Below are 18,149 nucleotides of genomic sequence, written 5' to 3'. Positions count from 1 at the left end.
CGACCCCGCGAAATCCACATCGTCCCCGAACTCCCCAAAACCCGCAGCGGCAAAATCATGCGCCGCCTCCTGCGCGACGTCGCCGAAGGACGCGAACTCGGCGACACCTCCACCCTCGTGGACCCGAAGGTGTTCGAATCGATCGCCCGCGGGTAACCACACCGGAGCGGCGGACCCGGCCACAATGTAGATGAGGGGGTCCGGGTCTGCCGCTCACCTCTTCGGTCCGCCCGTGTCTTCCCGGTCGGCGAACCACTTCCCGATCAGCGTTCGGATCGACGGTGCTCCGGACAGCCGGGTTCAGGCGCCGCCGAACAACTCGGCCATCCGGCGGTCCATCTCGTCGGGCGGCACGTCCTCCACGTGCGTTGCCACCGTCCAGCGGTGGCCCCACGGGTCCTCGAAGGCTCCGCTGCGGTCACCGTAGAACTGCGTGGTCATTGGCGTGAGTTCCCTGGCGCCCGCGGCGAGCGCGGCGGCGAAGGCGGCGTCGGCGTCCTCGACGTACACGTACAGGTTGACGGGGGTGCCGCCGACCGTCTTCGGATCGAGGAAGTCCATATCGGGCGCGGGGTCGCCGAGCATGACGACGGAATTGCCGAACATCAGCTCGCAATGCGCGATCTTGCCGTCCGGGCCGGGCATGCGCATGCGCTCGGTGGCGCCGAAGACGTTCTTGTAGAAATCGATCGCCGCGGCCGCGCCGTCGATCGCCAGCCCGGGCGAGACCACCGGATATCCGTCGGGAACGGGTTTGACATCGGACATGGGAACCTCCGGTCGAGGCAGTGTGTCGGACCATGTCGAGCCTATTCCCGCGACCAGCGCGGGTGGCCGGATCGTCGGAAAAATCAGGGGCCGGCCACGCCCCGCAGCCGACGCACCTGGGCGGCGGTGAGCGCGCTGAGGACACCGGGGTCCACCGACTCCGGCGCCGTCACCGCGACCTGCACCAACGTGCTCCCCACCTGGACGATCGCCACCGACGACCCGAGCGTCAGGCCGTCGCTGGTGGTGCGCACCTGGAAGGAGGCGCTCGCATCGCCCGCGGGCGGCTGGTCGAGCCCGCCGATGCGGTAGTCCACCGTGATGCCGGAGTCGTCGGCGCTGGAATAGTGCGCGCAGCGACGCAGGATCTCCTGCACGTCCGAAAAAGCGAGCCCGACGGCGTCCGCCGGATAACCGGCCGCGTCGATATCGATGCTGGAGAAATTCGGCCCCGCGAATTGCGTGGACGCCTGCGCGAGCGCGCCGGGACGCTGCACGCCGAGCGGCGCCAGCACTTTCCCGCATTCGGCCGGATTCGTCGGCGAGGCGCTGGTAGCGCCGGTGTCGGCGGGCGGCGGGAGCGCGGTGAAGCCCGGGGGTAGGTCGGCGTCACCGAGCAGACGATCGCGCAACCGAGCGGGATCGGTCTCGGGACCGGTGGTCACGGGAGCCGCGGCCACCACGGGCCCCAGGGCGGGAAGCTCGGGCTGCCCGGCCGCGGTCTGCTCCTGCGAACCGCAGCCGATGACCACGACGAGGGGCGCGAGCGCCGCCAACAGGCCGCGGGCACGGATCATTCGGCCCACGACACCTGCGTATCGATCGTCTGCCGCAGCGTGCTGTCGCTGTTCGGGTCGCGGTAGGCCTGGTGACCGCCGACGGTGATGGACCCGGCCACCGGCAGGGGCAGACCGAGATCCACCGTGATGGTGCCCGTCCCCTGCATCACGTAGTCCCGGATGTCCAGGGTGCCCGCGTTGTTCGGCAGATTCCACACCGGCGACTTCGGCTTCTGGGTGACGTGCAGTTCGATGGTCAGCCGATCCCCCTCGCGCTTGCTCAGCGTGGCGGTGGTCACCTGGTCGAGCAGGACGCCGCCGGTGACCTCCTGGCGCACCGTCCACACCGCGCCCTCGCCGACGGGCTCGTCGGGGAAGGCGATCGACCGATACACCGCCTGGTAGAACGCTTGCTCGAGGGCGGAGCGGGCGGTGTTGGAGGCGTCCGGAGCCGGCTCGAGCCGCAGGGCGGTGATCGCGCCCAGATCGCTGAGATCGAAGCCCGCGTGCGAGCCGCCGATCTTGGTCAGCGCCTTGGCCAGTGCCGGGTCCGGCGAGGTGACCGTGCCGAGGGTCAGATCGATGCCCTCCGCGGTGGTGTGCGCGGTCATCGGAATGGTCAGCGCCGGAGTGGAGAAGTCGCGCTCGGGCTGCTCATCGATCTGCTGTTCGATGTGGTGCGCGGTGTAGAGGGTGACCCGCTGCACGGTGCCCGCCGGATACTCCGGGCGCAGCAGCGACCTCGGCTCGGCCCCGGCCGATTCGACCGTGGCCACCGCGGCCGCGATCGGCACCGTCACTTCCTTGCCGATGCCCAGCGGCTCGGTTCCGTCGGGTTCGCCGAGTGATTCGGCGCCGTCGCCGCAACCGACACCGAAGGCCGAGAGCCCGACCGCGAGCACCATGAGCAGCACACCCGAGCGCGCGATCCGGGGAAGGTGGGGGGAAGACAACACCGTCACGAGCAACAGGGTACGACCGCTTCCTGAGTGTGGGCTGGGACATCCGGGTGCGCGCCGGTCGGCGTGCCGCGCGACCACGACCGGCCGTCCGGGCCGGGGCAATCGGACGGCGCGCACCGGGCGGGATCGCGCTCGAGAGATGATGGTCGGCGTGAGTGACGACCGGCCGCCCGAGGAAAACCCAGCGAACACCGCCGATCCGACGACCGCGTCGGCTCCACCGCAGCGCCTGCGCACGCTGCTCGTCCTCGCCGCGGTCGTGCTCGGCCTGGATCTGCTCACCAAGACCATCGCGGTCGCGCGGCTGACGCCGGGCGATCCGGTGCCGATCATCGGTGACTTCGCGCGCCTGAGCCTGGTGCGCAATCCGGGCGCGGCGTTCTCCATGGCCACCGGCATGACCTGGTTGCTGACCCTGGTCGCCGCCGCCGTCGTCGTCGGCGTGGTGCGCATCGGCCGCACGCTGCGTTCGCTGGGGTGGGCGATCGGGCTGGGCCTGGTGCTCGGCGGGGCGCTCGGCAACCTGATGGACCGGCTTTTCCGCGCCCCCGGCCCACTCCAGGGGCACGTGGTGGATTTCGTCGCGGTCGGCTGGTGGCCGGTGTTCAACGTCGCGGACTCGGCCATCGTGTGCGGGGCGATCCTGCTGGTGGTGCTGACCGTGTTGGGTTTCGAACCGAACGGCACCCGGGTGGGTCACGGCAAACCCGGCGAAGCGAGCGAGGGCAGCGCGGCATGAGGGAGACCAGGACCATGCCCGTCCCCGACGGGCTCGACGGTATGCGTGTCGACGCGGGCCTGGCCCGTCTGCTCGGCCTGTCCCGCACGGCGGTGGCCGCGCTCGCCGAGGAGGGCTCGGTGCAGCTCGACGGCCTCGCCGCGGGCAAGTCCGACCGGCTGACCGCGGGCGCCTGGCTCGAGGTGATCTTCCCCGAGCCGAAGCGGGAGCTGACCATCGAAGCCGAACCGGTGGAGGGCATGAAGATCCTCTACGCCGACGACGACATCGTCGCGGTCGACAAGCCGGTCGGCGTGGCCGCGCACACCGGCGTCGGCTGGAGCGGGCCGACCGTGGTCGGCGGGCTCGCCGCGGCCGGATACCGCATCTCCACCTCGGGCGCGCACGAGCGGCAGGGCATCGTGCACCGTCTCGATGTCGGCACCTCCGGAGTGATGGTGGTGGCGCAGTCCGAGCACGCGTACACGGTGCTCAAGCGCGCGTTCAAGCAGCGCACGGTCGACAAGCGGTACCACGCGCTGGTGCAGGGGCACCCGGACCCGAGCAGCGGCACCATCGACGCCCCGATCGGCCGCGCCCGCGGCAACGACTGGAAGTTCGCGGTCACCGCCGACGGGCGCCCGAGCATCACGCACTACGACACCGTCGAGGCGTTCCAATCGGCCAGCCTGCTGGACATCCACCTGGAAACCGGGCGCACCCATCAGATCCGGGTGCATTTCTCGGCGATCCGCCATCCGTGCTGCGGCGACCTCACCTACGGCGCGGACCCGCGCCTGGCCGAGCGGCTCGGGCTGCAACGCCAGTGGCTGCACGCCCGGTCGCTGGGTTTCCAGCATCCCTCCGACGGCCGCTACCTGGAGATCACCAGCGAGTACCCGGACGACCTGAGACACGCGCTGGACGTCCTGCGCGATGCCTGAGCGCCGGATGCCGCCGTGGCGCCGAGTCCTCCTCGGCGCGGCGGCGGCGGTGCTGGTCGCACTGGTCTGGGCGCTCGGGGCGCTGTATCCGCCGTACCGCGCCCCGGTGTCCACCGACCGGCTCGGACCCGATCGGGACGAGCAGGTCGCGGATTACCTTGCCCGCTCCCGTGATTCGCTGAACGCGGACGACGACGAACAGCACTGGGCGCTGGCGTCTTTCACCGAACCACTTACTCCCGGACAGATTCCCGCGCACAGCGGCGGATTGCGTATCGCTCAGGTGCTCTACCGGGTGCCGATCCCCCGCGTGCAGACGCCGCTGGTCGTCGTGCCGGTCCCGGAAGGCGCTGCCGCGGCGGTGGATTCGGCACGCGACGCGGCCTGGCTGCTTCCGCGCCCCGCCGACGACCGCTCCGCGCGCGTGGTCGCGGTCTCCGCCACACGATTGCGCGGCGGCTGCGCCTGCGTCGTCGGGCTCGTCGTCCGGGGTTCCCCGTCGCGACTGCGAAACCTCGCCCACCAGAACGGTATCCGCGCGGTCCAGGCCCTTCCCTCCGATGCCGTGGCGGGCAGCTTCGCGGTGGTCCCGCTGCTGCCCGAGTACCGCGACGTCGTCCTGCCGGGCCCCGACGACGCACCCGTCCCGGACCAGTGAGCGGCGCGGCCGCGCCTGCCCGCCTCAGTCCGGCAGGGTGACGACTCCGTCGAGATAGCGACGGCATCGCCCGAACAGCAGCACGCGGTCGCCGGTCAGCTCGCAGCGCAGGCTTCCGCCACGGCGCGAGAGCTGCCTGGCGCGCAGTTCGGTGCGGCCGAGCCGCTCGCTCCACAGCGGGACCAGCTGGGCGTGCGCCGAGCCGGTCACCGGGTCCTCCATGACTCCCACCGCCGGAGCGAAGAACCGGGAGACGAAGTCCACCGAGTCACCCGGCGCGGTGACGATCGCGCCGCGGGACAGCGCGGGGAAAGCCGACAGCACGGGTGCGACATCGCGCACCTCCTGTTCGGTCGCCACGACGATCACCTCGTCGGTGCCGGAGTACGCCCGCACCGGGCGCACCCCGAGTGCCGCGACCAGCGCCGGGTCGGGCTGCACCGGAATACTCGGCACCACCGGCAGGTCCAGGACGAACTCGTCGTCGTCGGTGCGGTCGACGTGCAGCCAGCCGCTGCGCGTGTAGAAGCTCACCCGGTCCTCGCCGGGGTGCATGTCGACCAGGATCTGCGCGGCGCTGGCCAGGGTGGCGTGCCCGCACAGGGCGACCTCCACCCTCGGCGTGAACCACCGGAGGTGGAAAGCGGGCCACTCGCCCGGCGGCACACCCGCCTCGGGAGGTAATTGCGGGGTGTAGAACGCGGTCTCGGCGAGGTTGTTCTCCTCGGCCAGCTGTTGCAGCAACGCATCCGGGAGCCACGACGGGAGCGGCATCACCGCGGCCGGGTTGCCCGAGAACGGTGCGTCGGCGAACGCGTCGATCTGGTGCAGCAGTACCTCCATAATCTCCAGAAGGTACTCCAACTCTGAATGGCCGCTTCGCACAAGGCTTCTCGTGGCGCGGCTAGTCAGGCGTCCAGTCTGTCAGGCGGCCCCGCCGGGCGAGCTCGGCAAGAGTTGCCGCTCGCCTCCACGCAGCACCGAACTCACCCACCAGACGGCCTCCACGAGCACGATGCCGACCACGCCGCAGACCACCGCCGCACCGGTGAGCGCGACATTGGAGGGGTCGAGCTTGAAGAACTCGCGGGTGAACGGAACAGTGAACAGGAAGCCGTACGCCGCCACCGACACCGCGATCAGCACCACCTTCCACCAGACGTAGGGCCGGGCGACGATGGCCAGCACCCACACCGCGATCATGATCAGCGTGATGAGGGCGGTGGTGCCCGCCTGCACCTTCTGCTGCTCGCCCGCTTCCGGCCCGGCATAGGCGATCAGGTACGCGACGAAGGTGGCCACGCCGATCACCACGCCCGACGGGATGGCCAACCGCATGACCCGCCCGACGAACCCCGTGCGCGCGCGCTCGTTGTTGGGCGCGAGGGAGAGGATGAACGCCGGAATGCCGATGGTGAACCAGGCCGCGATCGTGACGTGGCGCGGCAGGAACGGGTACCCGATGGGCTCGTAGCCGAAGATCTGTGAACCGACCCCGGCGGCGCCGACCAGGAAGGCGAGCAGCACGGAATAGACGGTCTTGGTGAGGAACAGATTCGACACCCGCTCGATGTTGCCGATCACCCGGCGTCCCTCGCCGACCACGTACGGCAGCGTGGCGAACTTGTTGTCCAGCAGCACGATCTGCGCCACCGCCCTGGTCGCGGGGCTGCCCGCGCCCATGGCCACGCCGATGTCCGAATCCTTGAGCGCAAGAACGTCGTTGACGCCGTCGCCGGTCATCGCCACGGTGTGGCCACGCGACTGCAACGCCGCCACCATCGCGCGCTTCTGATCCGGACGGACCCGGCCGAAAGTGGTGTTGCGGTCGAGCACCTCGGCCAGTCCGTCGCGGTCCTCCGGCAGCTTCCGCGCGTCGATCGGACGGTCGCCGCCCGGCAGGTCGAGCGAGGAGGCCACCGCGCCGACCGATACGGCGTTGTCGCCGGAGATGACCTTGATCGAGACATCTTGGCTCGCGAAGTAGTCGAGCGTGTCCCTGGCGTCGGGCCGGACCTTCTGCTCCAGCACGACCAGGGCCGCCGGGCGCACCACGCCCGGCGCGTCGGGCGCATCCACGGAACGGTCGCTGCGCGCCAGCAGCAGGACGCGCAGTCCGGAGGCACCGAGTTCCTCGGCGACCCGCGCGTCCGCCGAGCGCGGGTCCAGCAGCACGTCCGGTGCGCCGAGCAGCCAGTCGCCGTGCTCACCGTAGGAGCAACCGCTCCACTTCTTGGCCGAGGAGAACGGCGCCACGGCGGTGCGCCGCCAGCCCGGACCGTCCGGCAGCTGCTCGGCGATCGCCTGCACGCTCGCGTTCGGCCGCGGATCGTCGGCGGCGAGCGCCGCCAGCGCGGTGCGCACCTCGCCGTCGTCGAAGCCCGCCAGGGTCTTGATATCCGACAGCCGCATGCCGTTCTCGGTCAGCGTGCCGGTCTTGTCCGCGCACACCACGTCGACGCGGGCCAGCCCCTCGATCGCGGGCAACTCCTGCACCAGGCACTGACGCCGCCCCAGCCGCACCACGCCCACCGCGAACGCGATCGACGTCATCAGCACCAGCCCCTCCGGCACCATGGGCACCAGCGCGGCCACCATGCCGGTGACCGCGGGCCGCCAGGTCTCCCCGCTGGAGACCAGCTGGTTGTAGATGCTCAGCAGGCCGGCGGGGATCAGCAGGTAGGTGATGAACTTCAGGATCTTGTCGATACCGCTGCGCAGCTCGGAGTGCACCAGGGTGAACTTGCTCGCCTCCTCGGCCAGCCGCGCCGCGTAGGCGTCCCGGCCGACCTTGGTGGCCCGATAGGCGCCGGACCCGGAGACCACATAGCTGCCCGACATCACCTCCGCGCCGATCGCCTTGTCGATCGGATCGGCCTCGCCGGTGAGCAAGGACTCGTCCACCTCGAGCTGGGCGGACTCCTCGACCGTGCCGTCCACCACGATCTGGTCGCCCGGACCGAGTTCGATCAGGTCGTCCAGCACCACCTCGTGCGGCGCGACATCGACGGCCGTGCCGTCGCGGCGGACGGTCGGCTTGGCCTGGCTGACGATGGCCAACCGGTCCAGGGTGCGCTTGGCACGGACCTCCTGGATGATCCCTACCGCGCTGTTGGCGACGATCAGCAGGCCGAACATGCCGTCGATGATCGATCCGGTGGCCAGCACCAGGACGAACAGGACGCCGAGGATGGCGTTGATCCGGGTGAAGACGTTCGCGCGCACGATCTCGCCGACCGAGCGGCTCGCGCGATCCGGGACGTCGTTGGTCCGCCCGTCGCGGCGTCGTTGCTCGACCTCGGCGGCGGTGAGTCCGGTGGCGCCCGAGGCCTGCACGGTAATCGACATGACCGCAAGGCTACGTGACAACTACGTTCGTCCTCGTGCGGCGAAGCAGGTCCATCCCCGGTGTGACGTTCGGAGCGAGCGCGTACTTCCTGTGGGGACTGTTCCCCGCGTTCTTCGGTTTGCTGGCGTTCGCGAGTCCGGCCGAGGTGGTGGCGCAGCGGATCCTCTGGACGCTGGTCGTCGTGCTCGCGGTGCTCGCTGTCAGCGGGCGCGTGCGCGAGTTGCGCGGCATCGGCGGGCGCGTCTGGCTCCTGGCGGCCGTCGCCTCCGCCGCGATCGCCCTGAACTGGGGCGTGTACGTCTACGGCGTCATCTCGGGTCACGTCGTGGAGTGCGCGCTCGGCTACTTCATCAACCCGCTGGTCACCGTCGCGTTCGGCGTTGTGATCTTCCGCGAGCGGCTGACCAGGGCTCAGTGGGCCGCGCTCACCCTCGGCGCGACCGCGGTGGCCGTGCTCACCCTCGACTACGGCAGGCCGCCGATCATCGCCCTGGCCTTGGCCTGTTCCTTCGCCACCTACGGTCTGGTGAAGAAGGTGATCCCGCTGGACGCGCTGCGCGGCATCGCCGCCGAGGGCATCGTCGCCGCGCCGTTCGCGCTCGCGTTCGCGATCGGGCTCACGGTCACCGGGCACAGCGAATTCACTTCCGCCCCCGCGCACACCGCGCTGATGGCGGCCACCGGGCCGGTCACCCTCGTTCCGCTGCTGCTGTTCGCGGTGGCGGCCCAGCGGGTCGCGCTGTCCACCATGGGCCTGCTCCAATACCTCACGCCCGCGCTCCAGATGGCCTGGGGCGTCGCCGTGGCGCACGAGCCGATGCCCGCCTCCCGGTGGGCCGGGTTCGCCCTGATCTGGGCCGCGCTGGCGATCTTCACCAGCGACGCGCTGCTACGGACCCGGCGCGCGCGTCGCGCATCGCGCGATGTCACCACCGACTCCGGCCCCCACGCGAACGATGCCGAAGCCATACCGTGAGCCACGGCCCCGGCTGCGATTGCTACGGCCGTAGCAGATGGCTACGCTTGTAGCATGACCGCGCTACCCGCTCGTGAGCTGCGCAACCACACCGCCGAGGTATTGCGCCGCGTCGAGGCGGGCGAGGAAATCGAAATCCTCAAAGGCAACCGACCGGTCGCTAAGATCATCCCCCTGCCTCAGCGGCGGCAGTGGGTGCCCGCGGCGGAAGTCCTCCGAGAACTGGTCCGCCTGGGCCCGGATACCACGGGCCTGCGGGCGGAACTTCGTGAGGCGTTGATCGACACGACGGACGACCTGCCGTGGTGAACATACAACGCGCACTGGCGGACACATCGGTATTCATCGGTCTCGAGGCCGAACGCTTCGATCCGGCCCGGTTCGACGGGTACGAATGGGGCGTGTCGGTCGTCACCCTGGGTGAACTGCGCCTCGGCGTGCTGCGCGCCTCGAGTCCCGACGTATCGGCCCGCAGGCTGGCGACCTACCAGCTGGCCCAACGGTTTCAGCCACTCGAGGTGGATGAGACCACCGCGGAACACTGGGCCCTGCTGGTGGCACGCCTCCGGGCCGCCGGGCGAGAAGTCCCGATCAACGACAGTTGGATCGCGGCAACCGCGCTCGCGCACGATATTCCCATCGTGACCCAGGATGGCGATTACGACGCGATGCCGGACCTGAAGGTACTGAAGTTGTAGGCGACCGCCGACATCCTCGGCGTGCGGGGGCAGACGCCGACTGCGCGAGCAGCGCGATATCCGAGGCAGCGCACAATTCGCGCGACGACGGGCCGGCCGCCGGGACGAACCCGGAGACCGGCCCGGCCGGTCGTGCGAATCAGGCGCAGGCCGCCGACTGCTGGCCGAGGTTGGTCAGCATGGTGCAGGCCCACTGCTTCTGGATCTTCCACTTGCCGTTGTCGGCGACGAACGGCACGTCGACGATGTTCTCCTGGCCGTTGAGGATGAACTTGGCCTTCGCGTTCACACTGTCGCCGAACGAGGTGACGTCGGTGACCTCGATCTTCACATCCGCGCCTGCCGCAGCCTGGGACAGGCGGTCCGGCAGCGTCGGGTCGGCCTCGGCGCCCTGGACGTTGTCCAGCTTCTCCGACGCAGGCACCGACGGGTCCAGCGCACGGGCGAGGGCGGTGTTCAGCTCCGCGGGAGTCGGGACCGGCGGCAGGTTCGCGCTCGCGGTGGCCGACGCCTTGGCGCTGGTCGACGTCTTGGCGGCGGGCTTGCTGTCCTTGTCGTCGCCACCACAGGCGGTCAGGCCAAGCGCGGCGACGATGGCCAGTCCGGCGATCGCGGTGCGTCCAGTCTTACGAAGCTTCAACTGCTCGTCCTTTGCGTTCGAGAGGTGCGTGTCGGGTTCCACCGTGGCAGCCGCCACCCGAACCGGCGGCGCTGCACGAGGTCCCAGGCTACCGGCACCGGGCGGCGCCGCCCGGATCCACACGGAACCGACGAATGTCGTCGGCAGCGAACGTACGCGTCGGGCCGTGGGATGTCGAGCCGTCGGCGCGGACGCGTCAGAGCAGACTGCCCAGCGGATCGGCCCGGGTGAGCGCGGCGTCGTCGGCGGCGAAGGTGCGCGCGGGACCAGGGCCGGTGGAACGGGTTTCGAAGCGGACGGTCACGACGCCGTGCCCGGCGCCCTGCACCCAGCCGTGGCCGTGCTCGGGATGCGTGACGTCCATGCCGGGATGCCAGACCGCGACGGGCAGCGGGGGCGTCGCGGTGTGCTCGGCGCCGAGGTCGGCAGGCCGCGCCGGTTCGGCCTCCGGTTCCGCGACGGCGCGCTCCGCGGCCGGGCCGCGGTCGAGTTCGGGGAACAGCGACTCCTGGCGAACGGTGGACAAGCCGCCGTAGCCGACCCCGACGAGCCGGATCGGCCCCAGTTCGCGCGGGTCGAGCGCCGACCGCTGCGCCGCGGCGGCGAGGGTGGCCAGGTCCTCGGTGGCGTAGGGCAGGGTGAAGGAGCGGGTGACGATGCTCATATCGGATTTCCGGAGTTTGAGCACCACCGTGCGGGCCGCCCGGCCGTCACCGGTCAGGCGCCGGTGCGCGGCGGCGGCCATGTCATCGATGGCCGGGCGGAGCTGGTCGAGACTGACGATGTCGGTCTCGTACGTGGTCTCGGCGCTGATCTGTTTCGCCTCGGTGCGCTCGGCCACCGGACGGTCGTCGATGCCGCGAGCCAGGCGGTGCAGGGCCGCCCCCACACTGGCGCCGAGGATCGACATCGCCTCCGATTCCGGCAGCGCGGCGAAGGCGCCGACGGTCTCGATGCCGAGCGAACGCAGCCTGCTCTCCGCGACCGGCCCGATCCCCCACAGCTTGCGCACCGGCAGACCCGCGAGCAGAGCGGGTTGCTCGACCGGCGAGATCACCCGGATGCCGTCGGGCTTGGCCAAGCCGGAGGCGATCTTCGCCAGCTGCTTCCCGGTGCCCGCGCCCACCGAGGCGGTCAACCCGGTCCGTTCCCGCACCACCGCGCGCAACTGCGCGCAGAACGCGTATACCTGCGCGACCGTCGCACCGGCCAGCTCGGCGGGTTCGCCGAACGCCTCGTCGAACGACAGCGTCTCCAGCACCGGGATCCGGCTGCGCAGCGCGTCGAAGACCTGACCGCTCACCACGCCGTAGACCGCGCCGCGCGGCGGCACCACCACCGCGTTGACGCCGACCAGCCTGCGCGCCTGATGCATCGGCATGGCCGACCGGGCGCCGTAGACCCGCGCCTCGTAACTGGCTCCGGCCACCACCCCGCGCCCGCCCGTCCCGCCGACCAGCACCGGCCTGCCCCGCAATGTCGGCCGGGTCAACTGCTCGACCGACGCGAAGAACGCGTCCATATCGATGTGCAGCACCCAGCGCCGGGCGGCGCTGTCTGCGTCGGCGAGGCCGGGGGGATGCTGCCCAGCCACCGGGAGATCGCCGTGCGTGCCGATCCCGGTCGCCGGCGCGGGCGCGCGCTCGACGCTCGGGTTCTCGGTACGCACGGCTGCAATGTACGCCGGTCCACCGACAGTCCGGGGCAGGCGGAGACGCTGTCCGGTGGCTGTGCGCTAGCTGCCGGTTCCCTGTGGATGCCCGCGCCCGCCGCAGCCGGTCGCCGACCGGCCGTTCATCCCACCGCGGTGGCCTTGATCTGCCCTTTTCCGCGCCCGAGCGTGTACTGAACAGTTCTGAATCAACCGCCGACGTACCGCGGGGACGAGGCTGGACTCGCGGTCCGATATGTGATGATCGGACCCATGAATATCCGCAAGGCCGTCATCCCGGCCGCTGGTATCGGCTCCCGGTTGCTCCCGCTGACCAAGGCCATCCCGAAGGAGATGCTGCCGGTCGGCGACAAGCCGGTGATCGAGCACACGGTCCGCGAGCTGGTCGCTTCGGGCATCACCGACATCACCATCGTGGTCAGCGGCGGAAAATCATTGATCCAGGACCACTTCCGGCCCAACCCCGCGCTGGTGGCCCAGTTGCGCGCGGACGGCAAGACCGCCTTCGCCGACGCGGTCGAGGAAGTGGGCGAGCTGTCCCGGCTCGGTCACATCACGTACCTCGACCAGCACGGGCCGTACGGCAACGGCACCCCCGTGCTCAACGCCGCGCGCAATCTCGGCGACGAGCCGATGCTGGTGCTGTGGCCCGACGACGTGTTCGTCGCCGAGGTTCCGCGCGCCCAGCAGCTCATCGACGCCTACGAGGCCACCGGAGCCCCCGTCCTCGCGCTGATGCCGATGGACCCGTCGGAGTCGCAGCGCTACGGCGTGCCGGTGGTGGCCGACGACCACGGCAACGGTCTGCTGCGCATCACCGGTCTGCGGGAGAAGCCGAAGCCCAAGGACGCGCCGTCGTCGTTCGCGGCGATCGGCGGCTACGTCGTCACTCCCGGCATCATCGAGGAACTGCGCACGCAGACCGAAGCCTGGTACGAGCACCGCACCGGCGAGGTGTACCTCACCGACGCGATCAACGTGCACGCGGCCGCCAATCCGGTTTTCGGTCAGGTGATCCGCGGCCGCTGGTACGACACCGGGAACCCGGCCGACTACCTGGTGGCGCAGTTCGCCTCGGCACTGGCGCATCCGCAGTACAGCCCGCTGCTGCGCACCCTCGCCGAGGGCCTCGACGACTGATCGGAACCCGGGCCACGCACGCCCGATAGCACATCGCTATGCTGACGCCGCTCGTAATGGGCGGCAGCCGAGCGTAGTTCGATGCCGATTCGGAGCTCGCCGTTCCCGTTCGAGCAGAGAGATGTGTTCACGATCGCCCTGTCGCGCACCGGCACTTCCCCGGCCGGTGCGCGCTCAGAAGCGGCGGATCGCGTAGATGTCGAATTCGCTCAGTGGCGTGAACCCGACCGGCACACCCCAGTCGTAGGCGTTGAGCACCTGTCCGCCACCGGCATAGATGCCGACGTGCGAGCCGTCGCTGTTCAGCACGACCACGTCGCCGGGCGACAGGGCGGCCCTCGGTACCGGCGTGCCCGCCTTCGCCTGCTGCCAGGTGGTCCGCGGAATGCTCACGCCGACTTGGCGGTACGCCCACTGCACGAGGCCCGAGCAGTCCCAGCTGGAGGGCCCGGTCCCACCCCATTCGTACGGCTTGCCGATCTGTGTCGTGGCCGCGGCCAGCGCGCCGAGGCCGAACACACTGGGCACCGGCAGGGCGGCCGAGCCGCTGGCGCTGCCGGATTCACCGCCGGGGCCGCTGCCCGACGCCGAACCGGAGGAGGCGCTGCCCGGCCCGCTGCCGGAAGCGCTGCCGGTGTCGGCCCAGACGGGTCCGGCGAGCAGGAGGATGGCGATGGTCGACAGCAGGAATCCGAGCGCGATGCGGTGCGACGATTTTCTCGGCACGTACTCGCCCCTTCCGTGGGCGCGGTTGACTGACCACCGATCGGCGGCCTGGCTAACACTTGGCATCAGTCGCGGCCAACGATGCGCAGCCGCGGCTACCCGCGCCGGGCAGGTTCCCGGCACGGCCGATTTCCCAGTAAGACATGCCAGAAGAGAGAGACTGCCTGCCCAAGAATCACCTGGGCCACAGCAGCGACATCGCAGATTGTGCCCGGGATTTTGGCGATTTGTCGGGAATCAGCAAATTCTCAGCATGTGATCTATATCACTTGCTTGCGCGCCGCAGCGGGTCCTTTCCTGCCTGACCGGTGACATCGAGTGGCCGTATTCGGCGTGTGCCCCGTGGTCGGGAAAGGCCACCGGCTGGCCGTAACAGGCGGCGCGGCGGCCGCTCGGACAGCAGCCGGGGCGGGACCTTCTCGGTCCCGCCCCGGCTCGCCCGGTATCCGGCGCTCAGGCTTTGCTGATCGCCGCCCGCACGCCGCCGACCAGATCAGCGGCCTCCGGCCCCGCGTCACCGAAGCTCAGCGAGGTGGCGAGGATCTCGCCCGCGATCAGGTCGCGGTGAGCCTCGGCCCATACGGCCCGTTCCTCGGGCACGTCCAGGACCACGGTGATGCGGTCGGAGACGTCCAGCCCGGCTGATTTCCTGGTCTCCTGGAGGTCGCGGATCAGGTCCCGCGCCCAGCCCTCGGCCTCCAGTTCCTCGGTGACCACCGAATTCAGCACCACGAGACCCGCATTGCCGGGCAGCGCCGCGGTCGACTCGGGTTCGGCGGCGACCAGGCGCTGGGTGTACTCCTCGGGCAGCAGGGCGATTCCGGCCGCTCGGACCGTGCCGTCGGCGTCCTCGGACCACTCCCCGGCTTTCACCGCCTTGATCACCGTCTGCACGTCCTTGCCCAGGCGCGGACCCGCGGCGCGAGCGTTGACCACCAGCTCGAACCGGCCGTGCGCGGCCACGTCGGTGGTCAGGTCCACCTTCTTGACGTTGACCTCGTCGGCCACGATGTCGGCGAACGGCGCCAAACGCTCGGCGTCGGCGGCCGCGATGGTGACCTCGGCCAGCGGCAGCCGCACCCGCAGGTTCTGCGCCTTGCGCAGGCTCAGCACCGTCGAGCACACCACGCGCACCTCGTCCATGGCGGCGACCAGCTCCGGATCGTCCGGCAGCTCGCCCTCCTTCGGCCAGTCGGCCAGGTGCACCGAGTCGCCGCCGGTCAGCCCGCGCCAGATCACCTCGGTGATCAGCGGCAGCAACGGCGCCGCCAGCCTGGTGACCACCTCGAGCACCGTGTGCAGGGTGTCCACCGCGTCGCGGTCCTCGCTCCAGAACCGCGACCGCGAGCGCCGCACGTACCAGTTGGTCAGCGCGTCGGCGAACGAGCGCAGCTCCTCGCAGGCGCCCGCGATGTCGTAGACCTCCAGCGCCGCGGTGATGACATCCCTGCTTCGCGCCAGCTTCGCCAGGATGTAGCGATCGAGCACATGCGGCGAATCCGTGCGCCACACCCCGGGCTTGGAGGCGTACAGCTGCAGGAACGTCCACGCGTTCCACAACGGTCGCAGCGCGTGGCTCACGCCCTCGCGGATGCCGCGCTCGGTGACGATGAGGTTGCCGCCGCGCAGGATCGGCGAACTCATCAGGAACCAGCGCATGGCGTCCGAGCCGTCCCGGTCGAACACCTCGTTGACGTCCGGGTAGTTGCCCTTGGACTTGCTCATCTTCAGGCCGTCGTCACCGAGCACGATGCCGTGCGCCGCGACGGTCTTGAACGCCGGGCTGTCGAACAGCGCCGTCGCCAGCACGTGCAGTGTGTAGAACCAGCCCCGGGTCTGCCCGTTGTACTCGACGATGAAATCGCCGGGGAAGTGGCTGTCGAACCACTCCTTGTTCTCGAACGGGTAGTGCACCTGGGCATACGGCATCGAGCCGGACTCGAACCAGCAGTCCAGCACCTCCGGTACCCGGCGCATGGTCGACTTGCCGGTGGGGTCGTCGGGATTGGGCCGGGTGAGCTCATCGATCATCGGGCGGTGCAGATCGGCCGGGCGCACGCCGAAATCGCGCTCCAGCTCCTCCAGCGAGCCGTACACGTCGACGCGCGGATAGGCCGGATCGTCGGACACCCACACCGGGATCGGGCTGCCCCAGTAGCGGTTGCGGCTGATGTTCCAGTCCCGCGCGCCCTCCAGCCACTTGCCGAACTGGCCGTCGCGGATGTGCTCGGGCACCCAGGTGATCTGCTTGTTCAGCTCGACCATCCGATCGCGGAACTTGGTGACCGCGACGAACCAGGACGGCACGGCCATATAGATCAGCGGCTGCCCGGAGCGCCAGCTGTGCGGGTAGGAGTGCTCGATCGTCTCGTGCCGCAACAGCTTTCCGGCCGCCTTGAGATCCTTGATGATCACCGGATTGGCGTCGAACACCATCAGGCCCTCGTACGGCGGGACCATCGAGGTGAACTTGCCGCCCGGGTCGAGCGGCTGCACCAGCTCGATGCCGTTGGCCGTGGCGACGTCCATGTCCTCCTCACCGAAGGCCGGCGCCAGATGCACGATTCCGGTGCCGGAGTCGGTGGTCACGTAGTCGGCGGTGAGCACACGGTGCGCGTTGGGGTGGCCGAGGAAGAAGTCGAACGGCGGCGCGTAGGACAGGCCGGCCAGCGCGGCGCCGTCGAACTCGCCGAGCACCTCCGGGTTCTCGCCGAACTCCCGCCCGTAGTGCGAAACCCGTTCGGCCGCGAGCAGGTAGCGCTTGCCGTCGGCCGCGCGCAGGTGCACGTAGCGGATGTCGGGGTGTACGGCGATCGCCAGGTTCGACGGCAGCGTCCACGGCGTCGTGGTCCAGATCACCGCGTTCGCGCCGTCGAGCGCGTGCAGCGGATGCTCCGCGGGCACGCGCAGCACCATGTCGACGGTGACCGCCGGGTCCTGGCGCATCTTGTAGGCGTCGTCGAGGCGGGTTTCCTGATTCGACAGCGGCGTCTGCTCGTACCAGCTGTAAGGCAGCACCCGGAAGCCCTGATAGATCAGCCCTTTGTCGTACAGCGACTTGAACGCCCACATCACCGACTCCATGAAGTCGATGTCCAGCGTCTTGTAGTCGTTGTCGAAGTCGACCCAGCGGGCCTGGCGCGTCACGTAGTCGCGCCATTCCCCGGTGTAGCGCAGCACCGACGATTTGCAGGCCGCGTTGAATTCCGCCAGGCCCATCGCGTCGATCTGTGATTTGTCCGTGATACCGAGCTGCTTTTCGGCTTCGATTTCCGCGGGCAATCCGTGACAGTCCCATCCGAATCGCCGGTCGACCCGCTTGCCGCGCATGGTCTGGAAACGCGGAACGAGGTCCTTGACGTATCCGGTGAGCAAATGTCCGTAATGCGGCAGACCGTTGGCAAAGGGCGGCCCGTCGTAGAAGACGAATTCCGCTGCGCCGGAACGGTTTTGGATGCTGGTGCGGAAGGTGTCGGCGGCCGCCCACGCGTCGAGCACGCGGCGCTCCATCTCGGGGAACGACGCCCCGTTGCCGACGCTCAGGTCGACGCGCGGGTACGCGCTGTTGCTGGAAGTGTGGTCCGCCATGGCGGATGCGTCTCCTCGTGCCGTGTCGTTGGCACGGGGACGACATCGGCGCCCGGTGCGCCGAAACCGCGGTACCACCCCGCTTGTCCGGCGTAGTGAGCACCGGACCTCTCGTTCACGAGCTGTGACGGGCTCACCCGTTCGGTTCTACTGAGCGCCCGACCCGAAGGCCGTGCCGCCGTTCTTCCGAAGGCTCCCCGGTGATAGCCGGATCGACGCCGTATTCATGTTTGATTCTAGCCGCAGCGGTCAACTCATTTGCTGAGGCGGGTCGGCGCTGAGCCGGTGCGGACGCCTCACCGTTTGGCATGACGACCGGGAGGCGGCGGCGAATCACCATCCGGGCTCCGCATGGACAAGGCACTCACCAGCAAGAGCATCGCACCGATGACGCACACCACGATGCAGCCCCACGCCCAGATCACCGATCCGGTGGTGAGAGCCGCCACGAGCAGGGCGAAGCCGATCGCGGCAAGGACGAGTGTCAAGACGAGCATGGTGACCCCCAAGGCATGCCGGGCGGCTCGACAG

At 69.8% G+C, this 18,149-nt stretch carries 17 protein-coding genes; 7 read left to right on the top strand and 10 right to left on the bottom strand.

Features of this window, described 5'->3' with window-relative positions:
• Nucleotides 1-300: 300 nt before the first annotated feature.
• The 3 genes from HOV91_RS27340 to HOV91_RS27330 form a co-directional block, all read right to left on the bottom strand.
• Nucleotides 301-768, bottom strand: a complete 468-nt coding sequence (locus HOV91_RS27340; protein ID WP_174188228.1) for a VOC family protein — start codon at nt 766-768, stop codon at nt 301-303.
• An 83-nt stretch (nt 769-851) separates the two neighbouring features.
• On the bottom strand, nt 852-1,565 hold the full coding sequence (locus HOV91_RS27335) for a sensor domain-containing protein (protein ID WP_174188227.1): 714 nt from the start codon (nt 1,563-1,565) through the stop codon (nt 852-854).
• The gene (locus HOV91_RS27330; protein WP_217441215.1) at nt 1,562-2,452 is read right to left on the bottom strand and encodes a hypothetical protein; all 891 of its coding nucleotides are present in this window, start codon (nt 2,450-2,452) and stop codon (nt 1,562-1,564) included. The genes HOV91_RS27335 and HOV91_RS27330 overlap by 4 nt, the downstream gene beginning before the upstream one ends.
• Before the next feature lie 196 nt (nt 2,453-2,648).
• Here HOV91_RS27330 and lspA point away from each other — a divergent pair, with 196 nt between their 5' ends.
• Genes lspA through HOV91_RS27315 form a run of 3 tightly spaced genes read left to right on the top strand, consistent with a single transcriptional unit; the run spans nt 2,649 to nt 4,829 of the window.
• Nucleotides 2,649-3,248 carry a signal peptidase II gene (lspA, locus tag HOV91_RS27325; RefSeq protein ID WP_174188226.1) on the top strand — a complete coding sequence of 200 codons (600 nt, stop codon included), beginning with the start codon at nt 2,649-2,651 and terminating at the stop codon, nt 3,246-3,248.
• Nucleotides 3,245-4,171 (top strand): RluA family pseudouridine synthase, encoded by a 927-nt coding sequence (locus HOV91_RS27320; RefSeq protein ID WP_174188225.1) that lies wholly within the window; start codon nt 3,245-3,247, stop codon nt 4,169-4,171. Before lspA ends, HOV91_RS27320 begins: the two co-directional genes overlap by 4 nt.
• Nucleotides 4,164-4,829, top strand: coding sequence for a hypothetical protein (locus HOV91_RS27315; protein WP_246350955.1), 666 nt, complete (start codon nt 4,164-4,166; stop codon nt 4,827-4,829). The genes HOV91_RS27320 and HOV91_RS27315 overlap by 8 nt, the downstream gene beginning before the upstream one ends.
• 24 nt (nt 4,830-4,853) lie before the next feature.
• On the opposite strand, the gene HOV91_RS27310 is transcribed toward HOV91_RS27315, so the two are convergent.
• Both HOV91_RS27310 and HOV91_RS27305 read right to left on the bottom strand, forming a co-directional pair.
• Nucleotides 4,854-5,672, bottom strand: a complete 819-nt coding sequence (locus HOV91_RS27310; RefSeq protein ID WP_174188224.1) for a PhzF family phenazine biosynthesis protein — start codon at nt 5,670-5,672, stop codon at nt 4,854-4,856.
• An 81-nt stretch (nt 5,673-5,753) separates the two neighbouring features.
• Nucleotides 5,754-8,177, bottom strand: a complete 2,424-nt coding sequence (locus HOV91_RS27305; RefSeq protein ID WP_174188223.1) for an HAD-IC family P-type ATPase — start codon at nt 8,175-8,177, stop codon at nt 5,754-5,756.
• A gap of 35 nt (nt 8,178-8,212) precedes the next feature.
• Between HOV91_RS27305 and rarD the strand changes: the two genes are divergently transcribed.
• From rarD to HOV91_RS27290, 3 genes are read left to right on the top strand one after another with little or no spacing between them, the layout of a single operon-like run.
• Complete coding sequence (rarD, locus tag HOV91_RS27300) at nt 8,213-9,154, top strand: EamA family transporter RarD (RefSeq protein ID WP_174188222.1); 942 nt, start codon at nt 8,213-8,215, stop codon at nt 9,152-9,154.
• A 54-nt stretch (nt 9,155-9,208) separates the two neighbouring features.
• Nucleotides 9,209-9,463 carry a type II toxin-antitoxin system Phd/YefM family antitoxin gene (locus HOV91_RS27295; protein WP_174188221.1) on the top strand — a complete coding sequence of 85 codons (255 nt, stop codon included), beginning with the start codon at nt 9,209-9,211 and terminating at the stop codon, nt 9,461-9,463.
• Nucleotides 9,460-9,852 (top strand): type II toxin-antitoxin system VapC family toxin, encoded by a 393-nt coding sequence (locus HOV91_RS27290; protein WP_174188234.1) that lies wholly within the window; start codon nt 9,460-9,462, stop codon nt 9,850-9,852. Before HOV91_RS27295 ends, HOV91_RS27290 begins: the two co-directional genes overlap by 4 nt.
• A 139-nt stretch (nt 9,853-9,991) precedes the next feature.
• Here HOV91_RS27290 and HOV91_RS27285 read toward each other — a convergent pair whose 3' ends face one another.
• The gene (locus tag HOV91_RS27285; RefSeq protein ID WP_174188220.1) at nt 9,992-10,492 is read right to left on the bottom strand and encodes a WKL family lipoprotein; all 501 of its coding nucleotides are present in this window, start codon (nt 10,490-10,492) and stop codon (nt 9,992-9,994) included.
• Nucleotides 10,493-10,688: 196 nt separating this feature from the next.
• Entirely contained in the window at nt 10,689-12,086 is a 1,398-nt protein-coding gene (locus tag HOV91_RS27280; protein ID WP_312884789.1) for a DNA polymerase IV, read from the bottom strand.
• A gap of 330 nt (nt 12,087-12,416) precedes the next feature.
• Between HOV91_RS27280 and HOV91_RS27275 the strand changes: the two genes are divergently transcribed.
• Nucleotides 12,417-13,304 (top strand): UTP--glucose-1-phosphate uridylyltransferase, encoded by an 888-nt coding sequence (locus HOV91_RS27275; protein ID WP_217441209.1) that lies wholly within the window; start codon nt 12,417-12,419, stop codon nt 13,302-13,304.
• Between the two features lie 174 nt (nt 13,305-13,478).
• On the opposite strand, the gene HOV91_RS27270 is transcribed toward HOV91_RS27275, so the two are convergent.
• The 3 genes from HOV91_RS27270 to HOV91_RS27260 form a co-directional block, all read right to left on the bottom strand.
• Nucleotides 13,479-14,030 (bottom strand): NlpC/P60 family protein, encoded by a 552-nt coding sequence (locus HOV91_RS27270; protein WP_312884787.1) that lies wholly within the window; start codon nt 14,028-14,030, stop codon nt 13,479-13,481.
• Nucleotides 14,031-14,483: 453 nt separating this feature from the next.
• Nucleotides 14,484-17,618: an isoleucine--tRNA ligase gene (gene ileS, locus HOV91_RS27265; RefSeq protein ID WP_174188217.1), complete on the bottom strand. Its 3,135-nt coding sequence runs from the start codon at nt 17,616-17,618 to the stop codon at nt 14,484-14,486.
• A gap of 296 nt (nt 17,619-17,914) precedes the next feature.
• Nucleotides 17,915-18,115, bottom strand: a complete 201-nt coding sequence (locus HOV91_RS27260) for a hypothetical protein (protein WP_084488747.1) — start codon at nt 18,113-18,115, stop codon at nt 17,915-17,917.
• Nucleotides 18,116-18,149: the final 34 nt, after the last annotated feature.

Origin of the sequence: Nocardia barduliensis (assembly GCF_013315795.1) — a bacterium.
Classification (GTDB): Bacteria; Actinomycetota; Actinomycetes; order Mycobacteriales; family Mycobacteriaceae; genus Nocardia; species Nocardia barduliensis.
This window is presented reverse-complemented; position numbering and strand designations above follow the sequence as displayed.